The organism is Chroococcidiopsis sp. CCALA 051 (genome assembly GCF_003015105.1).
GTDB classification, from domain to species: Bacteria; Cyanobacteriota; Cyanobacteriia; order Cyanobacteriales; family Chroococcidiopsidaceae; genus Chroococcidiopsis; species Chroococcidiopsis thermalis.
This window is the reverse complement of sequence record NZ_PYCI01000011.1, coordinates 1-23916: the sequence shown is the minus strand read 5'-3', so window position 1 is coordinate 23916 and position 23916 is coordinate 1. Positions and strand designations below refer to the sequence as shown.

Annotated in this window: 22 protein-coding genes; 13 read left to right on the top strand and 9 right to left on the bottom strand. The window is 45.7% G+C overall.

The window, feature by feature from the left end; genetic code table 11:
* Positions 1 to 80: 80 nt before the first annotated feature.
* Both C7Y66_RS04215 and C7Y66_RS04210 read left to right on the top strand, forming a co-directional pair.
* Positions 81 to 1499: an HlyD family secretion protein gene (locus C7Y66_RS04215; protein WP_106544588.1), complete on the top strand. Its 1419-nt coding sequence runs from the start codon at positions 81 to 83 to the stop codon at positions 1497 to 1499.
* A gap of 21 nt (positions 1500 to 1520) precedes the next feature.
* Positions 1521 to 3131, top strand: a complete 1611-nt coding sequence (locus C7Y66_RS04210; protein WP_106544587.1) for a DHA2 family efflux MFS transporter permease subunit — start codon at positions 1521 to 1523, stop codon at positions 3129 to 3131.
* A gap of 175 nt (positions 3132 to 3306) precedes the next feature.
* Here the strand turns inward: C7Y66_RS04210 and C7Y66_RS04205 are convergent, their stop codons facing one another.
* The gene (locus C7Y66_RS04205) at positions 3307 to 5145 is read right to left on the bottom strand and encodes an APC family permease (RefSeq protein WP_106544586.1); all 1839 of its coding nucleotides are present in this window, start codon (positions 5143 to 5145) and stop codon (positions 3307 to 3309) included.
* Positions 5146 to 5252: 107 nt separating this feature from the next.
* Here C7Y66_RS04205 and C7Y66_RS04200 point away from each other — a divergent pair, with 107 nt between their 5' ends.
* Positions 5253 to 5822, top strand: coding sequence for a DUF1003 domain-containing protein (locus C7Y66_RS04200; RefSeq protein ID WP_106544585.1), 570 nt, complete (start codon positions 5253 to 5255; stop codon positions 5820 to 5822).
* A gap of 173 nt (positions 5823 to 5995) precedes the next feature.
* Here C7Y66_RS04200 and C7Y66_RS04195 read toward each other — a convergent pair whose 3' ends face one another.
* Both C7Y66_RS04195 and C7Y66_RS04190 read right to left on the bottom strand, forming a co-directional pair.
* Positions 5996 to 6214 carry a hypothetical protein gene (locus C7Y66_RS04195; protein ID WP_106544584.1) on the bottom strand — a complete coding sequence of 73 codons (219 nt, stop codon included), beginning with the start codon at positions 6212 to 6214 and terminating at the stop codon, positions 5996 to 5998.
* Positions 6215 to 6381: 167 nt separating this feature from the next.
* Positions 6382 to 6648: an RNA-binding protein gene (locus C7Y66_RS04190; RefSeq protein WP_106544583.1), complete on the bottom strand. Its 267-nt coding sequence runs from the start codon at positions 6646 to 6648 to the stop codon at positions 6382 to 6384.
* A 168-nt stretch (positions 6649 to 6816) separates the two neighbouring features.
* On the opposite strand from C7Y66_RS04190, the gene C7Y66_RS04185 reads away from it, so the two are divergent.
* The 4 genes from C7Y66_RS04185 to C7Y66_RS04170 all read left to right on the top strand — a co-directional run bounded on the left by C7Y66_RS04185 (position 6817) and on the right by C7Y66_RS04170 (position 10824).
* Positions 6817 to 7752 (top strand): esterase family protein, encoded by a 936-nt coding sequence (locus tag C7Y66_RS04185; protein ID WP_106544582.1) that lies wholly within the window; start codon positions 6817 to 6819, stop codon positions 7750 to 7752.
* A 13-nt stretch (positions 7753 to 7765) separates the two neighbouring features.
* A complete protein-coding gene (locus tag C7Y66_RS04180; protein WP_106544581.1) occupies positions 7766 to 9433 on the top strand; it encodes a bifunctional lysylphosphatidylglycerol flippase/synthetase MprF in 1668 nt (555 codons plus the stop codon).
* Between the two features lie 121 nt (positions 9434 to 9554).
* Entirely contained in the window at positions 9555 to 9773 is a 219-nt protein-coding gene (locus C7Y66_RS04175; protein ID WP_106544580.1) for a hypothetical protein, read from the top strand.
* A 91-nt stretch (positions 9774 to 9864) separates the two neighbouring features.
* Positions 9865 to 10824 (top strand): lysylphosphatidylglycerol synthase domain-containing protein, encoded by a 960-nt coding sequence (locus C7Y66_RS04170; RefSeq protein WP_199197241.1) that lies wholly within the window; start codon positions 9865 to 9867, stop codon positions 10822 to 10824.
* A 195-nt stretch (positions 10825 to 11019) separates the two neighbouring features.
* On the opposite strand, the gene C7Y66_RS04165 is transcribed toward C7Y66_RS04170, so the two are convergent.
* On the bottom strand, positions 11020 to 11676 hold the full coding sequence (locus tag C7Y66_RS04165) for a DUF1345 domain-containing protein (RefSeq protein WP_106544579.1): 657 nt from the start codon (positions 11674 to 11676) through the stop codon (positions 11020 to 11022).
* A 378-nt stretch (positions 11677 to 12054) separates the two neighbouring features.
* Between C7Y66_RS04165 and C7Y66_RS04160 the strand changes: the two genes are divergently transcribed.
* Positions 12055 to 12963 (top strand): cation diffusion facilitator family transporter, encoded by a 909-nt coding sequence (locus C7Y66_RS04160; protein ID WP_106544578.1) that lies wholly within the window; start codon positions 12055 to 12057, stop codon positions 12961 to 12963.
* A 143-nt stretch (positions 12964 to 13106) separates the two neighbouring features.
* Here C7Y66_RS04160 and C7Y66_RS04155 read toward each other — a convergent pair whose 3' ends face one another.
* Positions 13107 to 13715, bottom strand: coding sequence for a PepSY domain-containing protein (locus C7Y66_RS04155; protein WP_106544577.1), 609 nt, complete (start codon positions 13713 to 13715; stop codon positions 13107 to 13109).
* A 264-nt stretch (positions 13716 to 13979) separates the two neighbouring features.
* On the opposite strand from C7Y66_RS04155, the gene C7Y66_RS04150 reads away from it, so the two are divergent.
* Entirely contained in the window at positions 13980 to 15476 is a 1497-nt protein-coding gene (locus C7Y66_RS04150; RefSeq protein WP_106544576.1) for a multicopper oxidase family protein, read from the top strand.
* Between the two features lie 27 nt (positions 15477 to 15503).
* A complete protein-coding gene (locus C7Y66_RS31585; RefSeq protein WP_199197240.1) occupies positions 15504 to 15725 on the top strand; it encodes a hypothetical protein in 222 nt (73 codons plus the stop codon).
* Positions 15726 to 16085: 360 nt separating this feature from the next.
* On the opposite strand, the gene C7Y66_RS04140 is transcribed toward C7Y66_RS31585, so the two are convergent.
* Both C7Y66_RS04140 and C7Y66_RS04135 read right to left on the bottom strand, forming a co-directional pair.
* On the bottom strand, positions 16086 to 17195 hold the full coding sequence (locus C7Y66_RS04140; RefSeq protein WP_106544575.1) for a cell wall metabolism sensor histidine kinase WalK: 1110 nt from the start codon (positions 17193 to 17195) through the stop codon (positions 16086 to 16088).
* Positions 17196 to 17197: 2 nt separating this feature from the next.
* Entirely contained in the window at positions 17198 to 17905 is a 708-nt protein-coding gene (locus tag C7Y66_RS04135; protein WP_106544574.1) for a response regulator transcription factor, read from the bottom strand.
* A 454-nt stretch (positions 17906 to 18359) separates the two neighbouring features.
* Here C7Y66_RS04135 and C7Y66_RS04130 point away from each other — a divergent pair, with 454 nt between their 5' ends.
* Positions 18360 to 18614, top strand: a complete 255-nt coding sequence (locus C7Y66_RS04130) for a zinc ribbon domain-containing protein (protein WP_199197239.1) — start codon at positions 18360 to 18362, stop codon at positions 18612 to 18614.
* A 66-nt stretch (positions 18615 to 18680) separates the two neighbouring features.
* Here the strand turns inward: C7Y66_RS04130 and rppB are convergent, their stop codons facing one another.
* Positions 18681 to 20078 (bottom strand): two-component system sensor histidine kinase RppB, encoded by a 1398-nt coding sequence (gene rppB / locus C7Y66_RS04125; protein ID WP_106544573.1) that lies wholly within the window; start codon positions 20076 to 20078, stop codon positions 18681 to 18683.
* Entirely contained in the window at positions 20075 to 20782 is a 708-nt protein-coding gene (gene rppA / locus C7Y66_RS04120) for a two-component system response regulator RppA (protein WP_106544572.1), read from the bottom strand. The genes rppB and rppA overlap by 4 nt, the downstream gene beginning before the upstream one ends.
* A gap of 128 nt (positions 20783 to 20910) precedes the next feature.
* Here rppA and C7Y66_RS04115 point away from each other — a divergent pair, with 128 nt between their 5' ends.
* Positions 20911 to 21564: an efflux RND transporter periplasmic adaptor subunit gene (locus tag C7Y66_RS04115; RefSeq protein ID WP_106544571.1), complete on the top strand. Its 654-nt coding sequence runs from the start codon at positions 20911 to 20913 to the stop codon at positions 21562 to 21564.
* A 6-nt stretch (positions 21565 to 21570) separates the two neighbouring features.
* A partial coding sequence (locus C7Y66_RS04110) for an efflux RND transporter permease subunit (RefSeq protein ID WP_106544570.1) occupies positions 21571 to 23916 on the top strand: 2346 nt, incomplete at its 3' end.

Sequence of the window (23916 nt, the reverse complement as noted above, 5' to 3'; positions counted from 1 at the left end):
TTCACTAAAAGATTTTTGGCATTATCTAATCTCACATCCGCTCGAACTGCGATTCGGCGCTCGCGACACCTGAACCAGCCATGAAGCAAACCCCATTGACCAAACTAGAAGAATTAGAACCAATCGATCGCTACAACGGACGTAACGGAAAAAAGTCAGAAAATAACGGTGTTGCAACGGATGACGAAGCCGTTGAGGAAGCGACGCAGGATGAAGCCGTTGATGAGGCACCGCCCAAACCACGCAGTAAGAAACGACGCGGATTGTTGTTAGTTGTAGGAGGCGTTGTCCTTGTTGTTGGTGCGATCGCCGGACTGCGCTGGTGGCAATTTCAACGCACCCATGTCAGTACGGATAACGCTCAAATTCAGGGACATCTTTCGCCGCTTGCTCCCAAGATTTCCGCAACGGTGCAGCAAGTCTTAGTAGAAGAAGGCGATCGCGTCAAAGCGGGACAACCATTGGTGATGCTCGAAGATCGAGATCTGCCCTTAAAAGTACAACAAGCAGAGGCAGAATTAGCAAATGCTAAAGCCCAATTAAACAGCGCGATCGACGCTGTAAAACTCACCAGTCAAACCAATCCGACTCAAGTTCAACAAGCGCGATCGCAACTAGCTGCAAGTTTATCTGCTGCTAATGCGGCAGAAGCCAGCGTCGAACAAGCTCAAGCAGCTATTGAGACAAACCAAGCAAAAATCGCCCAGGCACAAACCGAGGTAGATCTGACACAAACAGATTACCAACGCTATCAAACCTTATACAAAGCGGGTGCAATCTCGGCTCAAAAATTTGATTCTGCTCGTGCTGCTTATGAAAACGCCCAAGCTAGTCTAACGGCTGCTCGTAAAACCGTCGCTCAATCGCAAGCAGAGTTAAACAATGCTCAAGCCCAATTGCAAAAAGCCCTAGCCGAAGCAGATGCAGCCAGAGGACAGGTGCAAGAAACTCAAGTGTCTGGACAAAACGTGACGGTGCAGCGAGATCGGCAACAACAGGCTCAGGCTCAAGTAGAACAGGCAACAGCCGCACTAGCTCTGGCGCGTCAGCAATTGACATACACCGCGATTAAAGCACCTGTCGATGGTTATATCGGACAACTGACTGCTCAAGTAGGACAGAAAGTGCAAGTAGGGCAACCTTTGCTGTCTGTAGTACCACTCAAAACCAACGAGGTTTACGTAGAGGCAAACTTCAAGGAGACAGCGTTAGGAAAACTGCAAATTGGTGAGAAAGCAGACGTTGAAGTAGATGCTTATCCTGGAGAAACGTTTCATGCCACGATTTCTGGGATCAGTCCAGCTACAGGCGCTAGCTTCGCCTTACTACCACCCGACAACGCCACAGGTAATTTCAACAAAGTCGTGCAGTGGGTTCCAGTCCGGCTCGTATTTGACTCCAACACCGACGGACAAAATAAACTCAGACCTGGATTAAATGCGACCGTTACGGTAGACACGACAACGGTTCCTGAATTGGCATCAACAACCCCGAATTAATCAAATTCTCCTAGATCGCTCATGGCTACAACTCATTCTCGTTTGCCACGCTCATCTCGACAACCGAATACTGACAATTCAGGCTACGTGCGAGGATCTCTGAAGTGGGCGATCGCTCTGACAGCCTCGCTGGGAGCTATTTTAGAGGTGATCGATACCAGTATCGTCAACGTGGCACTGAACGATATTCAAGCAACTCTAGGGGCAACTGTCAGCGAAGTGGGCTGGATCGTGACGGGCTACGCGATCGCCAACGTCGTTCTGATTCCCCTCTCTGCCTGGTTAGGAGATGTATTCGGCAAGAAAACCTACTTCGTCTTTTCAATGGCAGGGTTTACAGCCGCTTCCGTGCTGTGTGGATTATCTGTTAACCTACCGATGCTAGTCATTGCCCGCATCCTGCAAGGTTTATTTGGGGGAGGGCTGCTCGCTAAAGCTCAAGCAATTTTATTTGAAACCTTTCCACCCGCCGAACAGGGCGTGGCTCAATCGGTGTTTGGCGTAGGAGTGATTGCCGGACCCGCGATCGGTCCTACTCTAGGTGGCTATCTGACAGATACGCTGGGTTGGCGCTGGATTTTCTTCATCAACCTGCCGATCGGAATTATTGCCATCATTATGGCAACAATGTTTTTGCGACCCGATCCGCCCCAGCGCAAAATTAGCCGTCAGCGAGTCGATTGGCTGGGAATTGCGCTACTGGCGATCGCGATTGGTAGCTTGCAAGCGTTTTTAGAAGAAGGAGAACGAGACGATTGGTTTGCATCGAGTTTTATTACTACCTTGGCGATCGCTGCTGCTGTTGGATTAATACTATTTATCTGGCGGGAACTGAGTATCAAATATCCTGCGGTCGATCTGCGCGTGTTGCGCCACCGAACGCTGGCGGCGGGTAGCCTCTACTCTGGTATTTTAGGTATGGGACTTTACGGGGCGCTGTTTGCCGTGCCGTTGTTTGCTCAGGGCGTGCTGGGATTTTCAGCCACCCAAACTGGATGGTTGCTTGCCCCTGGAGCTTTAGCATCAGCGATCGTGATGGTTTTGCTGGGTAAGATTTCGAGTAAGGTAGATGCTCGACTGCTAATTGGAACCGGAGCAGTTGGGACAACTTTAGTCATGTTTCAACTAGCAGAAATTACGCCGCAATCGGGTACGGACGATCTATTCTACCCCCTGCTTTGGCGCGGAGCGACCACCGTGTTGATGTTTCTGCCCCTCAGTTTAGCTAGTTTGGGTTCGCTGCCAAAACATGATGTATCTGCCGGATCGGGATTTTACAATTTGATGCGCCAGTTGGGAGGCAGTATCGGGATTGCGGTTTTGACAACACTGCTAGATCGACGGGAAGCATTTCATAAAGCCATTTTGCTAGCAAAAGTGACTGCTTTCGATCCCCAGACAAATCAGCGTCTCGATACGCTAACTGCCTTGTTTCAAAATCGCGGTTTTGATGCCGCCACAGCCCATCAACAAGCCTTGGCAGCACTGAAGCAATTAGTCAATACGCAAGCCGCAGTTTTATCTTATACCGATATCTTTCGCTTTGTGGGCGTTGTCTTCTTTTGTTCGTTACCGTTATTGCTATTTTTAGGTAAGGGGGGAGCTAGAGCAAAAGCACCAATAGCTTACTAGCAGAAGAAATAAGAATAGATAGTTTTTGCAAGAGAAATTACGAGCGAGCTAATATTTTTGACGGTCACCATTGGAATTGGGAAAGCATTTTTCAAAGCTATATATGTAGTTGAGCTAATACTTGAATTAAGTTATACCTAACTTACTTTTAAAACGCTTTTCACAATCGTTATGTTTAAATATAATAACCAACAAACGTGACTACCCGACTGCGTTTGACTCGCAGAGCTGCTTTCAAAAACCAAGCTGTTTGATTATGTAGCAAATTTTCCCACCAGTGACGGGTCACGAAGATAGGAATAACAATTGTGCAGAAGAGATCTGGATGCTGAGCTTCAAATTCGCTAACAAAGTTGCTTAAAGGTGAAATGACTGAACGATAGGGAGAGTCGAGGATCGCTAATGGGATATCTGCCTCTAACTGCTGCCACTGCTGCTGAAAGCTGTCTCTATCTGTAGTACCAATATCAACGTGAACGGCAACAATTTCATCGGCGATACTGCGAGCGTAATCAAGAGCTTCTAAGGTTCCGCGATGAAGTTGACCAACTAAAACTAGAGCAGGATGGGTGACAGTATCGCATGGAGTACGCAGCATGGGGTAACGATGGGGTTCAAGCCCAACAATACTGAGGCGATCGCTTATCGTTTGATAGTGACTTCGGATTGCTAAAAACAGCCAAACAACTAGCGGAATCAGAACCACCACTAACCAAGCTCCCAATAAGAACTTTGTTACAACAATTACCCCTAAAACTATGGCAGTGACTGTCGCGCCGATCCCATTAATCGTGGCACGAGGTTTCCAACCAGGTGTTTGATGGTTGAACCAGTGCAGCACCATCCCTATCTGGGATAAGGTGAATGAGGTAAATACTCCCACAGCATAGAGAGGAATAATTGCATTAGTCTGCCCCTGAAATAAAATTATCAGAAAGGCAGCAAAAAGACTGAGCAAAAGAATGCCGTTGGAGTAGATCAGGCGATCGCCTAGTATTGACAGTTGCCTGGGCAGAAAGCCGTCCCGTGCTAGCAGTGAAGCGAGTCGGGGGAAGTCAGCAAAGCTAGTATTCGCTGCCAGTAGCAGAATCAGCAGGGTGGTTGCCTGTGTAATGTAATAAAGCAAACCATTGCCAAAAATTTGTCGCCCCAGCAGCGAAACCACCGTTTGTCCAGCAGTAGGAACTATGTGGTAAGCATGAGCCAAGTAGGTGATCCCAGTAAACATGACCCCTAAGATTGCGCTCATGTAAAGCATAGTCAAACGGGCATTTTTCCACTCTGGCGGCTTGAATGCCATTACACCGTTGGAGATAGCTTCGATTCCCGTTAACGCGGTACAGCCAGCAGCGAAAGCCCTTAGAATTAGAAATAGACTTAGGGGTTCTGTAGCTGGAATTGTAGCGACAGCAGAGGGTACGTATCCGCTCAGCTGTTGCACTAAACCTAGACAAACGAGTAGAAAAATACTTGCAATAAACCCGTAGGTAGGCAGCATGAGTAAGTTGCCTGCTGCTCTCACACCTCGTAGATTTGCCAGCATCACCAAGAAGACTGCAAGCAGACACAAATCAATGGTGAAGGTACTCAAGAATGGGATTGCCGAAGTTAAAGCAGCAACTCCCGCTGAAATGCTAACAGTAACGGTCAGGACATAATCAATCGCTAGTGCTGCTGCTGCTACTAGTCCTGGGTAAAGCCCCAAATTCTCGCGTGACACGGTATAAGCTCCACCGCCACCAGGATAGGCTCGAATTGTTTGGCGATAAGATAAAGTCACTACTGTCAACAACAGTAGAATTGCGCCTCCAATAGGCAGTGAGAGGTTGAGAGCGCTACTTCCAGCTAGTATCAGCACTAGTAATATCTCTTCTGTTGCATAAGCAACTGAGGAAAGCGCATCAGAAGATAGCACTGCCAATCCCGCAGCATTGCTCAAACGTTCTTCTGCAAAAGCACTAGTAGGTAGCGGTTTACCGAGTAGCGATCGCTTAATGCGAGTATAGAGAGACATGTGCTAGTTTTTTTAGTTGGTGATTGCGACAATTCATTATTTCGTATTTTGCTGTGGCTAGAGGCAGTTAAGCTTAATTTTGAATTCTACATTCATCGATCGTGAATATGAAAAAACCTCTACGCGCTCGTGTCAGTCAGGAAGAATATCAACTGTTGCAAAGGCTGCGGGAACGCAAGCCCGCTCAACATCCACCAAAACCAAGTCCGAGGCTGGGCGATCGGCTAGCTGATGCGGTAGCCGATACTGTAGGTTCTTGGCGATTTATTATTATCCAGAGTAGCTTGCTAGCACTGTGGATTTTTCTCAACGTCACGGCATACATTCAGCATTGGGACCCGTACCCATTCATTTTACTTAACCTCATGTTGTCTTTTCAGGCAGCTTACACTGCACCCATCATTATGATGAGTCAGAACCGCCAAGCGATAATTGACCGTCAGGAGGCGAAACACGACTACGAAGTTAATATGAAAGCCGAGCTAGAAATTGAACTGCTACACGATAAAATGAATCTACTTCGGGAAGAAGAAATAGTAAAAATTATGCAAATGCTTCAACAGCAACAACAACAGATCCAAAGTCTAGAAGGCTTATTGAGACAAAAACTTCAAGCCATAGATTATGACTCGGCTTTTCCTATTACAAAACCAGACGATCGTAATATTTCATCCTGAAGATTATATAATTTACAGTCAAGATAATAAATTGTATTTTCAGTTTTAAAAAATGTTTGAAATTCAAAGTCTAAAAATAAAATACCTAAAAAGAGGACGGTTGAGTAATCCATCCTCTTAAAAAAATTCTCAAGCATAGGCAGATGTTAAATAATTAGTTTTTCTTGAAAAAACTAATTAAAACGTTCTCTGATTGCTCTAACATACGCAGCATCAGCCTCAATCATATTGGTAGCTTCTTCTTCAAATTGAGCATCTAACATTGCAGAATCAAATTCAGAGCTAAGTTTACTTGCTGCTGCTAGTTCTCCTAGAACTGGACTAGTAATTAATCCAAAACTGGCAACTAGCAAGATAATAAATGTACGTGGCTTGGATAGTTGGTTGTACATAGTTTTCCTTCAAACTTGAGTGAGTTCAAAATTGTTGATAATAGTTAGTAAAGCCGTTGAAGTGAATACGCTTCATTGCTTTTGGGTAACTACTAAAAGATCGCGAGCAAACTAGCCATTGCAATATGCGATCGCAAGTCGTTGCGGTTCATCAACTAAATACCTCTCTACGAATAATGCATTTGAAAATGTCCTTGAGCAATAACTTCACCGATCTGTAATTGCGAACCCATCCACTTTGAACCGTTCAGTTCTGACATTGCCACTTTTTCACTGGCATTCATCATCATGTCCACAGTAGCAAAACCAAAGTTTCTGTTTGTTTTCCCATCTGTAGGAAAAAAGATGTGCGCGATCGCGCCATACTCTTCAAACAATTCTATAAGGTCTGCTTCAGTAACTTGTTGGGGTAGGTTATTAATGAAAAGTGTCATACAATAATACCTTTCAAATGAAAAGCTTTAGCTAGACCTAAATAATCGACCCCCTCAAACTAGCAAGCAAATATGACAAATTTATGACTAAACTGTGTCAATGATTTGTATTAAGATCGATCCCACAGAGTAGTTATAAAAATTGGATAATTCTTATTGGTTAATTTGATGAAATTGCGGTTTGGTAAGGTTCTAGGTATCTTGGCGGGTACGATCGCTCTTCTAGCAGCCACTGGCTACTGGTATGTTTTTATTGCTGGTGCGCCACAATTAGATCCTCCCCAAGTAGAACGAAACACGGGGCTAACCTTTCAGTTAGAAACGTTCAATAGTAAAGCAATGGGCGAGGTGCGTAGGTATGGCTTAATTCTCCCCCCAGGCTACACCAAGAATTCTGTACGACGCTATCCAGTCATTTTCTTACTACATGGTGGACATGGGGATGCTCGTGCTTATCAGGACAAGGCTGCTGTCACGTCTGTACTACACGATTTGTATAAGAGTGGCAAACTACCACCGTCAATCGTAATTACTCCAGATGGTAACGATCGCAGAGGTAGCAGCCCTTTTTGGGACTCTGACTACTACGATGGACCTAATGGCAATGTGGGAACCCTGATTGGTTCTGAATTAGTCCAAGTGGTAAAATCGCGCTATCGTACACTAGAGCAGCCGCATTTTTGGGCAATAGGCGGGCAGTCTTCTGGCGGTTGGGGAGCTTTTAACATTGGTTTGCGCCATCTAAATAACTTCAATATCTTCTTTAGCTCTAGCGGCTACTTCACCGATACCAGTGGCGCTGCTAATAGTCCTCAGCTTTTCATCAAGCAGATTTCAGCTACACAGCGCCAACAGATCCGAGCGTTTCTGGATGCTGGGGAAGCAGATCGGGAATTTCTTGACTCGACGCAGCAATTTCATCAAACTTTGAACCAGTTAGGAATTGCTAATGAATTTCGAGTTTTTCCTGGAGGACACGGGATAGTTGGCGGGGATTTTGGCTGGAATTACTGGCACAAGCATTTAACCGATCAGTTGAGTTATGTCGGGCAGCAGTTCAAGATTGCTTTAGCTAAGGAAAACAAAATAGTTAAATCGTTTTGAATGGAGGTATTTTGTGCTGACAAGGCGAAACCGCATTGGACTATGGACAGCAACACTGCTGACAGGATTAGTAGGAATAGTCAACCTATTGTCTGCTGTCACTCCCAACCTACCAAGTAGGACAGAATTTTTGGAGCAATTTATTCCGTTCGACATTCGTGCGGGCGGTCATTTTTTTGCAGCAATTACAGGATTTATCTTACTGACGCTGGCAGCAAATTTATTCAGACGGAAGCGAATTGCGTGGCTGTTGACAGTTGGATTGCTGATTGTATCTATTCTCAGTCATTTAGTTAAGGGCTTGGACTACGAAGAGAGCCTACTATCGGGTGTTTTGCTCGTACAGCTTTTGTCAATGCACTCTTCGTTCACTGCAAAATCGGATCGCCCATCTGTTGCTCAGGGAATTCGAGTTTTGGTAGGAGCATTGTTGTTTACACTAGCTTACGGTACAGTCGGCTTTTTCCTTTTAGATCGACAATACACGGTTAACTTCGATCTTCCAGAAGCTCTGCTGCAAACTCTAGCGATGTTTTTTACTGCTGACAATGCAGGGCTAGAACCGACAACACGATTCGGGCAATACTTTGCTGACTCGATTTATCTAGTTGGAGTTGTAACTATAGGCTATTCCCTGTTCATGCTCCTGCGTCCAGTTTTATTACGATCGCCTGCACTATTGCAAGAGCGGCAACGAGCTAAAGAAATTGTCGAACAATACGGTCGTTCTTCCCTTGCCCGCTTTACATTATTTGATGATAAAGTTTATTACTTTAGCCCCTCCGGTCGTAGCGCGATCGCTTACGTACCAAAAGGACGGGGCGCGATCGCTCTAGGAGATCCAATCGGTCCACCAGAAGATCGAAAAGAGACGATTTTTAGTTTTCGCCAGTTTTGCGAGCGGAATGACTGGTATCCAGCTTTTTATCAAACATTACCGGATGACCTTGAGCTTTACCAATCTTTAGGGTTTAGCGTTGTGAAGATCGGCGAAGAAGCGATCGTCGATCTTCATACCTTTAATCTTAAAGGAAAAGCTAACCAAAACTTAAGGAATTACACGAATCGCTTGACTAAAGCAGGTTATCAAGTCAAATTTTACCCGCCGCCAATTTCGGATCGGTTATTACGAGAGTTGCGAATGGTGAGCGATGAATGGCTACAGTCGATGCACGGAGCTGAGAAAAAGTTTTCGTTAGGTTGGTTCGACGAAGAATATTTGCGGGAATGTGAGATTGTTACTGTTGAAGCATTAGACGAGCGGCTTACTGCTTTTGCAAATGTTGTGTCAGAGTATCGCATCAACGATATCACAATTGACTTAATGCGACATCGCAATTCTGTGGAATCTGGTACGATGGATTTCTTATTTATTTCAATGTTTCAGCACTACAAAGACTTGGGATACGATGGATTTAATTTGGGTTTATCAGCTCTTTCTGGTATGGGTGAAACGCAAAATACTCCTCGTTTAGAAAAAGGATTAAATTATCTCTACGAGCACTTAAATCGATTTTACAACTTCAAGAGTTTGCACGCCTACAAAGAAAAGTTTCATCCTCGTTGGGAACCAAGATATTTAGTTTATCCTGGATTGGCAGCTGTGCCAGATGTTGTTGTTGCTCTGATTCGGGCTGACTCTGGCGATCGCTTATTTGACTATCTCAAACCAGGTTCGTGAGTTATATCTGCTATCTCAAACTCATCTTTGCTATGCTAGTTTTAGCAGATATTTATGTAGATTCTGTCCGAGATTTTTTTATTGACAGCTACATAAACAAAGAAAGCAAATTGAGAATTTTATGCAATTCCCTCGCGGCACAACGATCGAAGTTATTGCTTCATCAAATTGGATAGATTTACCCAAGGAGGAACAACATATACTTGAAAAATACAACGGTCGAGTTGGTGAAGTTATAGAACACGAACAGGACAAGACTGGAAATATAAAACTTGGAATTCTCTTCGATATAGATCTTATTTGGTTGAAGCCTGAGTGGGTGAAAATTATACGTTTATGAGCTTAAAACTGTATAAATAAGATGAATGAGACGAACTGCTTTATTTCATTCAGGCGTTTTTAGAAAAATTTTAAGTTTACCAAACCGCTATATGTCTAATATTAATTTCAAGCGTTTTGCTCGGATTGCTTCACCTCTTTTGGGATTATTTCTATTTGGATTTTCTATCTGGGCGATCGCCAACGAACTGCGACAGTATCACTATCTTGAAATAGTACGTAGTTTACAAGCAATTCCTAAAGACTACCTACGCTTAGCACTAGTGCTGACTATTTTGAATTACTTGATGCTCACTGGATATGACGCTCTTGCCGTGCAGTACATTCGCCATCCTCTTTCTTATCCAAAAACGGCACTTGCTGCCGTCATTAGCTATGCCGTCAGTAATAGTATTGGATTTGCCCTACTGACTGGTAGTGCTATTCGCTATCGCTTTTACTCGAACTGGAAGCTATCTGCAATTGAGATCGGCAATATCATCGCTTTTTGTAACTTGAGCTTCTGGTTAGGGTTGTTTGCAGCAGGCGGATTGGTGTTTGTCTTGGAACCATTGACGATTCCAACTCTACTTCGCCTTCCTTTTGCCTCAGTGCATCCCATAGGAGTTATATTTCTACTCGCAGTTGTAGCCTATCTTGTTTGGAATATCGTCGGTAGAAGATCTATCCGAATTGGCAAGTTGGTAGTACCCCACCTTCCTGCTAGGCTCTCTCTAGCTCAAATTTTCGTCACATCTTTTGACTGGGCGCTGGCTGGGGGTGTTCTCTACGCCCTGCTATTATCATCTATACCTTTGTCCTATCCAGGTTTTTTTGGCATCTATATGTTGGCACAAATTGCCGCACTCATCAGCAATGTTCCTGGCGGACTAGGCGTTTTTGAAACAGTCATTTTATTATTGCTCTCACCCTCCGTTTCTTCCGCAACCCTTTTTGGTGCGCTTTTGGCTTACCGAGGAATCTATTATTTCCTACCATTGGGTGTTGCCGTGCTATTACTCGGGATCTACGAACTTCACCGTCGATTTACAAATAAATCTGCTTCATCATAAATCAACTTTTGTCACAGCAATGACATCTTATTTTTACAAGACTGTAATATTATGCATTTAATCTTGATTTAGTAGCAATATTTAGCTTGCTTCTATCACCGTAACCTCGTGCCTTTTACCCTCACAAATTAAATTTGGAGGGTATTTTTCTTAATTCAACTGCTATCGCATCTTCCTGAAGAAGGATATTTACATTTAAATTAGCCCCGCAACTATATTGATACTAAGTGCCAGAATTACAGTGTTGAAAAAGAAGGTTAGCACTCCATGTACTAGCGATAACTGTCTCATAGAGCGTGATGTTACTTGCACGTCTGATACCTGACAAGTCATACCAATCACAAAAGAAAAGTAGAGAAAATCCCAATAATCAGGCTGCGTTTCTTGGGGAAAATCTAAACCTTCATCCTGAGTTTCACTGGCACTATGGCGATCGCTACGGTAGTAGTCGTGTGCGTATTGTAAAGCAAACATCGTATGTATGAGCAACCAGGAGCAAACAACCGTCGCACCTGCAAGCATTACGTGTAATACCAGTAAAGTTTCAGGCAACCTTTTGGTATTTTTGAGCATAAAACCAATAGCCAACAGACTAATGCAAGCAGCAACCACCACTAAAGTTAGGATTGCTAATCGTCCTTCATTTTGGCGTTGAGCGCTACGTTGCATTTTTTGCGGAGTAGCTCCGAGCATCATTGACCAAGCCAATGCTAAAAAACAGGTAGCACCTGAGTTCCACCCAATAATAATGCGAGTTGGTAGGTTTAAATATTCTGGTAGTAGAGTATAAACTAGTCCAGAAACTACGATGGAGATGAGCAAGCGCGGTCTTGCGTCTAGATTCTTTAGCAACTTTAGGGTAGGGTAAGAACTTATAAGTATGAGATGGTGTATGCTAACAGTTGCAGTATATCTGTTTGAGCTACGTCTAACACTCAAAGAAGATGAAAATTTCAAGCAGATAAAAAGAATTTGGCGATCGCCTGTTGGAAATTTTTGATTCAAAATTCAAAACTAATACAATTTTCGTTCAATTTCGTTCATTACTTTGAACGCTCTCGCTCGGAGCTAAATTAAAGTTTCAGTCGAGTTTGGCTAAAAATGTGGTAAACCTCCATCGTAAGTTAGAGTGACCGAACAAGACATCGAGAACTAGAATTGGGATCGGTAAGTTTAACCTTTCAGAATTCAAGAATAACTATTGCAATACAGACAAGTTGAAATATCGTGATGAGCAGTCGCGCCCGTTCCTATGTTTACCTGTCAATTTTGGCAGCAATAGTGACTATTGCGCTAAAGTTAGGAGCTTATCGGCTTACGGGTTCAGTGGGGCTGCTTTCCGATGCAATTGAGTCGGGAGTTAATTTAGTAGCAGCACTAATCGCTTTGTGGGCATTGACTTATGCTGCTAAACCTGCCGATGCAGAACATGCCTTCGGACACTCAAAAGCGGAATATTTCTCTACTGCGGCAGAAGGCGGATTAATTATGTTAGCAGCCGCCAGCATCGCGATCGAAGCTTGGGGACGCTTACTGCACCCAGAACCATTAACCCAGATAGGGCTTGGGTTAGGTCTGTCGCTTCTAGCAACAGCGGTTAATGGCATTGTTGCCTTAATTTTGCTCAAAGCTGGACGAAGGTTGCGATCGATTACCTTACGCGCAGATGCCCATCACTTGTTTACCGATGTGTGGACTTCGGGTGGTGTCGTGTTGGGCATCCTCTTAGTGCAAGTGACAGGTTGGTTAGTACTCGATCCGATTGTGGCGTTGGTTGTAGCTGCAAATATTGTTTGGGCAGGACTGAGGTTACTGCGAGAGACGGGATCGGGACTGCTAGATACTGCTCTACCTGATGACGAGCAGCAGGCGATCGCCCTGATTCTGGGCGAGTACAAGCATCAGGGTATCCAATTTCACGCCCTACGTACTCGCATTGCTGGTTCGCGTCGTTTTATCTCCTTTCACGTACTCGTGCCTGGTAACTGGACGGTACAGCAAGGACACGAGCTGTGTGAGGAAATCGAACTAGCGATCGAGCGAGTATTACCTGGGAGTCATGTCTTGACTCATTTGGAACCCTTGGAAGATCCTGCTTCTTGGAACGATCGAGAACTAGAGCGCAGAACAGATATTTAGCCAGGTGGATATAGAATTGCTGAAGCATTAAGCTTCAACAATTCTAAGAAAGACTACATGAGTTATTTGCTAATTTTTCTGAAGCTACTTCAGCTCTTTTTCGGTAATGAGAAAGCTATGTAAAGTTATAGTCTTCAGTCACTCTACTTGGCATCATCATTAGTTTCCCTGTCTCCAACTTGGTTATTGGAAACTTGAATGCTACTTTTAGGGCGAGAGGCTTCTTGTTTTTCACCTTCCTGGTTAGCATTTTCTGTGTAAAGCACTTTCCCATTACCTGCATCTACTTTAGCTTCTTGCTGACCAATCTTCACGGCGTAGACTAAATTGCCATCTTCATTTTCTAATTGAACGCTACTAGCCTTTCCTCCGAGAGCAGTTTGGGCTGCTTGCTGAGCTTGCTGAGGTGTAATTTTAGCTAGAGATTGCAGTTGAGTTGTTTCTTGCTGTTCTTCTGCTGGCTCGTTAGCTTCTCCTCGCCCTCCTTCGTTCTCTTCAGTTTGTCGATTGTTACTGTTTGGCTGAATGGTATTTTGGGCTTGCAGTTGTTTGCTATTCTCACGAGCTTCTGTAGTATCTTTAGCCCCTCCATCACGATCGAATTTGGCAGATAGGGTATTACCCGAACGTCCATGAGTCATAGCAATCTCAGATGGTAATTGCTCGGCGTTTACCGATCGCATCAAACCACCAAAGCCTAAAACACTAACTAAAGCTGCTACTGTGAGAGCAGTCTTTGTTGTCGCTTTCATCTTGTGTAATTCCTGAAATCTAGGTTATAGATTTCACTATAGAAAGCGAAGGTCAAGAACTTGGAAAGATCGATCTGAAGTCGTTTAGTTTTGCTTGCTAAAAAATTTCATTCTGATTTCATTTTTGTCTGGTAAGTTGAAAATATACCTGGTAAACAAAGCGATCGCGGGTTCATTCTCAAGTCGAAGCGAGTTGAGTGCCTCCGGTCATAAGTCCCAGTTCTATACTCAAATCTCGTAGCTGCGCTCTGTACTGTAGCAACTATGCCAAAAATTAACCGCCGACAGTTTCTTTTCCTCAGTGCTGCTGGTGCAGTAACGGCATCAGTCGCTAGCAGTGCCTTGGGACAAAACAACAGAAATCCCTTCAAATCCCAAGTCTCGCTTCCCAAACTGCATACAAGTAATCATGGTTCGCTAGAGCTTGACTTGGAAGCTAGTTCTCACCCCGTCAGCTTAGGAGGTAAACGGGCATATCTTTTTAGCTATAACGGACAAGTACCCGCTCCTCGTCTAGAGGCTAGACCAGGCGATGCCGTCCGCATACACTTTACCAACAACCTGACCCAACCCACTAACCTGCACTATCACGGGCTGCACGTCACTCCCACTGGCAATGCAGATAATCCTTTTCTAGAAATTCCGCCAGGAGAGAGTTTGACCTACAAATTTACTATTCCCAAAAATCATCGCTCTGGTACATATTGGTATCACCCCCACCATCACGGCTATGTGGCAGAACAGGTATTTGGTGGTTTAGCAGGTTTATTTATTATTCGGGGTGAGTTGGATGAGATTCCTGAAATTCAAGCTGCGAAAGAGGAATTTTTAGTTTTACAAGATTTTGCTTTAGATGGAAGCGGACGCATTCAATCTCCCAACCACATGGCGATAATGATGGGGCGCGAGGGGCAAATACTGACAGTTAATGGTCAAGTCAACCCCAAGTACGCCATTCCTAGTGGCGGTTTGCTGCGCTTGCGACTGCTCAATGCTTCTCCTTCGCGATTCTACCGACTCTCTCTAGAAAATCATCCCTTTTATTTAATTGCCACAGATGGAGGTGCTTTAGGCAATCCTGTAGAGCGGGAAGAACTACTGCTCGCACCAGGAGAACGAGCAGAGCTGTTGGTGCGCGGGGAGAGAGAACCAAAACAATACCGTTTGTTGAATTTGCCCTACGACCGAGGAGGGATGGGCATGATGGGTGGTGGCATGATGGGCGATGGCATGGGGATGATGGGAAGCGGTCAGATGATGAGGAGTTCCCAGACAAATCCTCAAGTCTTAGCCACCCTGACCTATCGAGGCTCTGTTTCTACTCTACCTTTACCTCAAAAACTCATTCCTGTAGAAACCCTACCAGAACCAAGGACAGTCAGGCGTTTTGAATTGTCGATGGCAATGGCTCCTGGTATGGGGATGGCTTTTACGTTCAATGGGACAGCTTTCGATCCAAAGCGAGTCAACACCCAAGTTAGGTTGAATACAGTCGAGGATTGGGAATTAGTTAACGTCGATCCAGACCGCATGGATCATCCTTTCCATTTGCACGTCAATTCTTTTCAAGTCATATCGCGTAACGGCGAACCAGAACCCGATCGCGCATGGAAAGATACTGTTTTAGTGCGTGGTGGTGAAACTGTCCGCATCCGCGTTCCCTTCCGCGATTTTCTTGGAAAAACTGTTTATCACTGCCACATTCTCGATCATGAAGATTTGGGAATGATGGGAGTTTTGGATATTCAAGCTCCGACCTAGGGTAATTAAAATAAGGATTTGTCATTTATGAATATACGCGATCGCACTAGCGTACAGGTGCAAAGAATTAAAGCCATTGGATTAACAGTAACAGATATCGATCGCGCTCAGGATTTCTATACGCAAGCACTCCTGTTTAAACCTGTTTCAGACATCACTTGCAATTCACAGATAGTGCAAGTCCTTACCGTCAAGGATGCTCTTGTCAAAGATCCTGACGGACACGCAATGTTACTAATTTCAGCATGATGTCAGTAACATTATAGGTGCTTGACAGCTAGTTTGAGCGGCGGCAGACGAGCTGAATCTTGTTTAATCTTGGGAGTGGTGGATGGGAAACAGGTAAGAGATCGCACCTAATGCTGATAAAGTCAACAAACCAACCAAAAGTATTGCTAAGAACATAAAATGCATGACCGATCGTTATGTAAGTATCTTTCCATTGGTAAAATTCCAACATCAGATACTTTCAAACTAACAATGCAATATGACAGCTTTATGACCGAATTATGTTGATGTTGTGAAGGCACTCGATCGCCATTTGTCATTCGTTATCGAGTCAGATTTTTTCACCATCACCCATGCACGAAAGATATAGAACAAGTAAAGCTAATAATTTTCCCGCACCACAGGTAAGAAAAATCGAAACGTACTGCCTTGACCGAGTTGGCTTTCTACTTCAATTTGTCCGCCTTGAAGTTCGATTAAACGCTGAGAGATCGCCAAACCAATGCCAGTCCCCCCAGAATTTCTAGTGCGGGAGCGATCGGCTCTAAAAAATCGCTCGAATACATGAGGCAAATCTTCAGAAGTAATACCAATACCAGTGTCAATTACGGCAATCCAAAGTTTATTTGTTTCCGTCCAAACGCGGACGACGATCGCTCCCTCTGGAGTGTAGCGGATCGCATTGCCAATCAGGTTAACTAACACCTGTTCCGTGCGATCGAGATCTGCCCTTACCAAAGGTAATTGTGGAGGGCATTCGAGTCGCAGAGTCGGACCTTCTTCTAAAAGCTGATCGGCAAATTTTTCTACCAATGACTCTAGTAAAGGACGCAAGTTAATCGGTTGCAAATCAATCGGAAGATAACCAGCCTCAGCTTTGGAAAGTTCTTGCAGATCGTTAACTAACCTTTCTAAGCGTTTGGTTTCTCTCACGAGTCGCTGATAAATCTCTGGAGTTGGTTCAAATTCCCCAGAAGATAGTTCCTCCAAGTAACCGCGCATGACTGTCAAAGGGGTTCGCAATTCGTGGCTAAGGTCGCTAACTAGTTCTCGCCGTCGCCGTTCTACTCCTTCTAGACTAGCTGCCATACTGTTGAAACTATGACTCAGGCGGTTGAATTCGGGAATATCACTAGCAGGAAGCCTTGCATCCAATTGACCAACTGCAAACTTTTGAGTAATTTGTTCCATCTGAGCTAAACGCTGCATCACCCGTTTGGACACCCAGTAACTCAACACTCCAGCACTAGAAGTACCGATCAGTAGCGACCAGCCCATACCACGATACCAGGCAGTTTCAAACCCTTGCACTAACTCAGTCCGAGCAAAACGGAGAGAAAAACCCCTGCTTTCTAGTTGTTCCAAGTGTACGACAAAAAAGCGGGGAGAAGAAACTTTGCCGATGACGACTAGACTGAGTATCCCGACTGCCGTAACTAGCAGGTGGGAGATAAATAGGCGCGATCGCAAACCCAACCGACTCACTGGCATATCTAAACCACTGGATCTTCAAACTTATAACCCACTCCCACTACTGTTTTGATAAACGTGGGATTGGCAGGATCGGGTTCTACTTTTTTCCGTAACCGAGCAACATGAGTATCTACAACCCGTTCGTCTCCAAAAAAGTCGCTTCCCCACAATTTGTCAATTAACTGGGTGCGGCTCCACACCCTGCCTGGATAGCTAACAAACGTGGATAATAGGTTAAATTCCAACGTAGTTAACTCTAGAGTTTCTGGTGTAGAGGAGTTACACTGCATAGTCGCAGTACGCTGTTCTATATCAACTGTGAAATGCCCAGTCTGATAAACTCGATCTTGCCCGCCTTGACGCAAGCTTCGCCGCAGTAATGCTCGGACTCTGGCAACTAATTCTCTAGGACTGAAAGGCTTGACGAAATAATCATCAGCGCCAGTCGATAGACCGATAACGCGATCAATTTCCTCTCCTTTTGCTGTCAGCATGAGTATATAGGGGTCTTTTGCTCCAGGTTTTTGTCTGATCCTGGCACAGACTTCTAATCCGTCCAACCCAGGTAGCATTAAATCTAATACGATCAAGTCTGGCTGTTGCTGTTGAACTACCTGCAAGGCATTGAAACCATCACGGCAAATCGAGCAGGAAAAGCCTTCTTTTTCGAGAGATAGCTGTATAAGTTGGGCAATTTCTGGTTCGTCCTCGACGATTAAAATCTTCATATTTAAGGAAGTTAGTAATACGCGGCTTTGGCTACATATCTATGGCTACAGAATACGTTTACTGGAGGGAAATCTGCATAACTTAACGCCGACTTCCCAGCAGATAGTCTCTAAATTGCTAACTCATCAAAAACTATCGTTTCGTTCCTCTCTCTCTGAAATATCAAGCTACCATATTTCCCTTGCAGATGTTACTGCACTGACAACTGAAGCAGCATGACTGACAAGCGGACTATCTGTTTCAGCCTAACACTTTCCATCTAAGTAATTAGAATAGCCCTCACAGTATAATTTTGGAATTGGAGTGGCGCTCCTGATGAAATTTTTAGGATGTTATTCCGATCGGAGTATTACTACTGACAGAGCGATCGCGTGAAAGTTTCGGAACGTTTTCTGTTTCAGAAATTCAGCAAGCCTTTATCATTTAATCGATTTTAGAACCTGGGCTAAAAATATGCTCGGCAAACACACTTTAGATGCTGCTTTTGGTCAGTTCTTCAACATCCTTTCATATGTTTGTTGGAAAAGAGGAGTGTTCTTTTCTAAAGTAAGTAAAGATTATACATCGCAAATTTGCCCTGAATGTGGTTACAAAACGCATCGAGACGTAGCCGCAGCTCAGGTAATTAGAAATCGAGAAATCCTTGCTGTCGGACAGCCAGTGGGGTTAGAAATTTCTTCTGGAGGCGTAAGTAGTGGGGGCTGGTAACAGTCTAGTTAAGTGCCTGTGAGAGAAGAATCTCCCGCTAAAGCTTCGCTTGTAGCGGTGAGAGTGTCAAGTATTAGACGACATAAGTGTTAGTTCTAGCGTAAAAATGCTACCTTTTCCCATCTGACTTTCAACTCTTAGACTCGCTTGATGTTTTTGGGCGATCGCCTGAGCAATTGCCAGCCCCAACCCTGTTCCTCCTGTTTTACGAGAGCGATCGCCATCAACACGGTAAAAGCGATCGAAAATTCGATTCTGTTTGGCAAGGGGAATCCCAATCCCCGTGTCTTTCACCGCAACTACAGCAGTGCGATGGTTACGTCCGCCGCAGGCATCGCAGGTTACTAAGCTTACGGTTACGTATCCCCCTTTGGGCGTGTACTGGATGGCATTGGCAATCAAGTTTGATACTAAACGGTAAAGTTGCGATTCGTTTCCTAGAGCGTAAACCTCGAAAGAGGGAATTTGGCAAGTCAAGTGAATATCAGAAGCAGTGGCAAGCTCTAAAAATTCTTCGGTCAAATCGTTAACCAAATCATTCAAGCAACAAGGCTGAAAGGGTTTTAGCAATGAATCCTGCTCAAGACTGGTTAACAAGAGCAAGTCTGCAACCAAATGGCTCAACCGTCGCCCCTGCCGCTCAACAGTATCAAGCATCATTTGGATATCTTGCCGATCCGATTGCCGTATGCGTAGGATAGCTTCCACAGTTGCCAAGAGGCTAGCAAGGGGCGATCGCAGTTCGTGGGCAGCATTAGCGGTAAACTGTTGCTGTTGCTGATAGGACTGGTAAATCGGCTGCATCGCTAACCCTGAGAGCCACCAACTGGAGGCAGCGACCAAGCTAAGGACAATAGGAAACCCAATCGCTATAATCCATTGAATTCGCTCGATCTCAAGATCAAAAGGTTCTAAAGTGCGCCCAATTTGCAAATAGCCCCAGGATGAACGGACGCTAGGTTCATTAGCCTGATGATGGTTATTGTCACTATGCAGAACGGTTGTGAATTGGTGATAGCGAATTCCATTAGCCGTGCGAAAGGTTTGCCAAGGGGTGCGGTTGAGAGTTTTAGGAAGAGATAACGGTTGGTTAGGTGAAAAAGCGAGCAGTTTCCCTTGACGATCGAACAGACGAATATAGTATGTGGTGCGATCGCTAATGCCGATGGTGTGCCGTTGAATCAGTGTCGGGGTAGTATTGCAGGATCGTCCGCTCAAACAAAGATCGGGAAAAATTTGTTGCAGCACGGCAGTCGGTTCTTCAGCAGCAGGCAGCAGTGGTTCTACGCTATCGTGAAGGGTTCCTGCGATTGACTCAATTTCGCGCTCTATTGCTGCCCAGTTTGCCTGCACCATGGCTCGATACATACCAAAGCCAGAAACACTCAAGATCGCGCCCATGACTCCGGCATACCAGAGGGCTAACCGTAGACGACTACGCCGAAACAGTGAGTAGCTATTCATGGCTGAGAACGAAGTTGAGAGTTAAAGCGATAGCCCGTGCCAGGAAGCGTTTCAATCGGGCAGGAGCAGCCATGACAAGCTAACTTCCGACGTAATAGGCGCATTTGAGCAGCAACCACATTGCTAATGGGTTCCTCGTCGATGTCCCAAAGCTGATGGCGCAGTTTGCTACCAGGAATGATGCGATCCGGATTCTGCATCAAATACATGAGCAGCTGAAATTCTTTGGTGGCTAAGGGAATGACTAGGGGGGTGCATTTGTCTGAATTCACTTGTAGCACGTTATTTGCTGCATCAAGGGTAAAGCCTGCGACGGTCAGGGTAGGCGGTTGTAGTTGAGGCGATCGCCGCTGAAGCGCCCGCAACCGCGCCAGCAATTCTTCCATCACAAACGGTTTGACTAAATAATCATCGGCTCCCGCATCCAGCCCTGCCACGCGATTTTCAGGCTGACCCAAAGCAGTGAGCATCATTACTGGTAAAGGATTTTGGTGCAATCTGAGCCTCTGGCATAACTCCAGTCCCGACAATTCGGGAAGCAGCCAGTCGACGATGGCAACCGTGTAATCCGTCCACTGGCTTTCAAGGCAGAGCCATGCCTGAGCGCCATCTGGAACCCAATCCACGACATATTTCTCGCTCATCAGGACTTGCTTGATTGCCAGTCCCAAATCCGCGTCATCTTCCACCAGTAAAATTCGCATTGCCTTATGGAAATCAATCACGAGCTTGATTTTATCGAATCCACTGTCATTTCACCTGAATTTCATCATCCCTTTGGCAAACTATGGAGAACTTTTATCTGACTCTATATCCTTTTTGAGGAGTAATTATGAAACCCTTTGCGCTAGTAAGTTCCATTCTTGCAGTCAGTTTAATCATCAGTGCGCCCGCAGTTGTGTTTGCTCATGTTGGACATGGGGATGAATTTCAGGCATCGGGCGGCACTCAGCGCGTGAAAGTCAATCCCCAAACCGACCAAATGTTGGGCATTGTTGTCAAGCCAATCGCCGCTGCGGATGGTGGAGCCGCCGTCATGATTCCAGTGACGGCACTGGTCGATGCCGATGGCAAGCAGTTAGTCTTCGTGCAATATGAGAATTTTTACGAGCCAGTTGAAATTTCAACTGGCGCGACCAAGGGCGAACTGGTCGAAGTGACCAAAGGATTATCAGTTGGAGAAAAGCTAGTCACTCAGGGCGGTTTATCGCTTTATGCGGAATCTCGCAAAACTCAAACTGCTGCTTCTCCCCAAACCCCTAATACTCACGCTCAGGCAGATGCCCAAGGAATACCTCATAGCCACGATCCCTCTGGCAATATGGCTCAGCAGCCTGGTAATGCGGCTCAGCCGTCTAGCGGTTTCCCAATAGGTTTTTTGGTCGCCTTTGGGGGTGGAGCAGCGTTACTGATTGGCGGGATCGCCCTTATGAGTCGCGGACGCAAAAAGAAGAGTACCTTTTCTAACAAGAGAGGGGGTTTCTAATTTAAGATGTTTAACTCAATTCTGAATCTGACGCTCAAAAACTCGATCGCCCAACGATGGTTAATTGTTGTGGGCGCAATTTTAGTTACCCTATGGGGAGTCTTCAGTGTCACTCAGATGCCACTGGACGTATTTCCCGAATTTGCGCCCCCCCAAGTGGATATTCAAACCGAAGCGTCTGGACTGGCTCCAGAGGAAGTGGAATCACAAATTACCGTGCCAATTGAAAGTGCAGTGAATGGCTTGCCAGGGGTGACGACGGTGAGATCGTCCTCCAAGGTCGGGCTGTCGATGGTGCAGGTGGTGTTTGACCAGGAGGCGGATATTTACAAAGCGCGGCAATCGGTCACTGAACGGCTTCAGCAGGTGACAAATCAGTTACCCGAAGGGGTGCAGCCGCCGGAAATTTCGCCGTTGGCATCGCCGTTAGGTACGATTTTGCAGTATGCCTTTACAGTGAAGGGACAAGGACAGACCTCGCTGATGGATTTGCGTCGTCTGGTGGATAGCACCCTCAGCAACCAAATTTTGTCCGTGCCAGGAGTCACTCAGATCACGGTCTACGGCGGCGACGAGCGACAGGAACAAGTACTAATCGACCCAGCAAAACTGCGATCGCTCAATGTTTCGCTGACCGAAGTTACCAATGCTGCCAGGGGCGCAAATTCCAACGCTCCTGGTGGCTTCCTAATTGGCGGCGGTCAAGAATTGTTGGTGCGCGGCATTGGGCAGGTGAGATCGATCGAAGACTTGCGGCAGTCCGTGGTGAAGGTGCAAGGTGGTAAACCGATTTTGCTGCAAGACGTGGCAGAGGTGCAGACGGGTGCTGCACTGAAGCGGGGGGATGCCAGCTTTAACGGACAGCCTGCCGTTGTGATGATGATTAACAAACAACCCGATGTCGATACTCCCACGGTGACAAAAGCAGTAGAAGCGTTACTGCAATCCTTGCAACCAACCTTTCCGACCGATGTGCAGGTGGCGCGAACCTTCCGGCAGTCTAACTTTATTGATACTGCCATTCGCAATGTCAGCGGCTCCCTAGTGGAAGGCATTATCATCGTGTCAGCGATTATGCTGCTGTTTTTAATGAATTGGCGCACCGCCGCGATTACTCTAAGCGCAATTCCGCTATCTTTGTTGACAGGGTTAATGTTTATGAAAGCCTTTGGCTTGGGCATTAACACTATGACCTTAGGTGGTTTAGTAGTTGCCATTGGATCGGTTGTGGATGACTCGATCGTGGACATGGAGAACTGCTATCGCGGACTCCGAACTAATCAGGCGCAGGGCAACCCGAAGCATCCCTTCCAGGTGGTGTATGACACATCTGTAGAAGTGCGTTTGGCAGTGATTTTTTCCACGGCGATCATCGTGGTTGTCTTTGCGCCAATTTTTAGTTTGACAGGCGTTGAGGGAAACATTTTTGCACCGATGGGTCTAGCGTATTTGCTCTCGATCTGCGCGTCTACTCTGGTCGCCATGACCCTCTCTCCCGCGCTCTGTGCGATTCTGCTGGCAAACCAAACGCTACCGCAAGAAGGTACATTCGTTTCACGCTGGGCAGAACGGCTATATCGTCCATTGCTCAATCTATCGCTACGATCGCCCCAAATCATTTTGGCAATGGCGCTGGCAGCGTTGGTTGCCGCTTGTGCGATCGTTCCCTCCCTCGGACGGGTGTTTCTCCCCGAATTCCAAGAGAAATCAATGGTCAATTCAATGGTTTTGTTTCCAGGGGTTTCGCTCGATATGACCAATCGGGCAGGGATGGCGCTGTCCAACGCGCTCAAAGATAATCCTCTGTATGAGTGGGTGCAAGTGCGAGCAGGACGCGCTCCAGGAGATGCGGACGGGGCTGGAGTGAGTATGGCGCATGTGGATGTAGAGCTGAGCGATCGCGCCCTTCAAGACCGCGCAGCCAGCATCAAACAACTGCGCGATGCATTCACTAAATTGCCTGGTGTTGCCCCCAACATTGGCGGGTTTATTTCCCACCGGATGGATGAAGTGCTGTCGGGGGTAAGAAGCGCGATCGCTGTTAAAATCTTTGGTTCCGATCTAATCGAATTGCGGAAGATTGGCGAACAAGTGCGAGATGTCATTCAGCCGATTGCAGGGGTTGTAGACTTACAACTCGAACCCCAACTGCCCATTCGTCAGATACAAATTCAATACGATCGGGCTGCTGCCGCTACCTATGGATTGAGTATGGAGCAGTTGTCAGGCGTAGTGGAAACCGCTCTGAATGGTCGGGTGGTGTCGCAAGTGGCAGAAAACCAGCAGCTCGTTGATATTTCTATCTCTCTAGCGGAAAAGGCACGGAATAGTTTCTGTCTCTTATACACATCT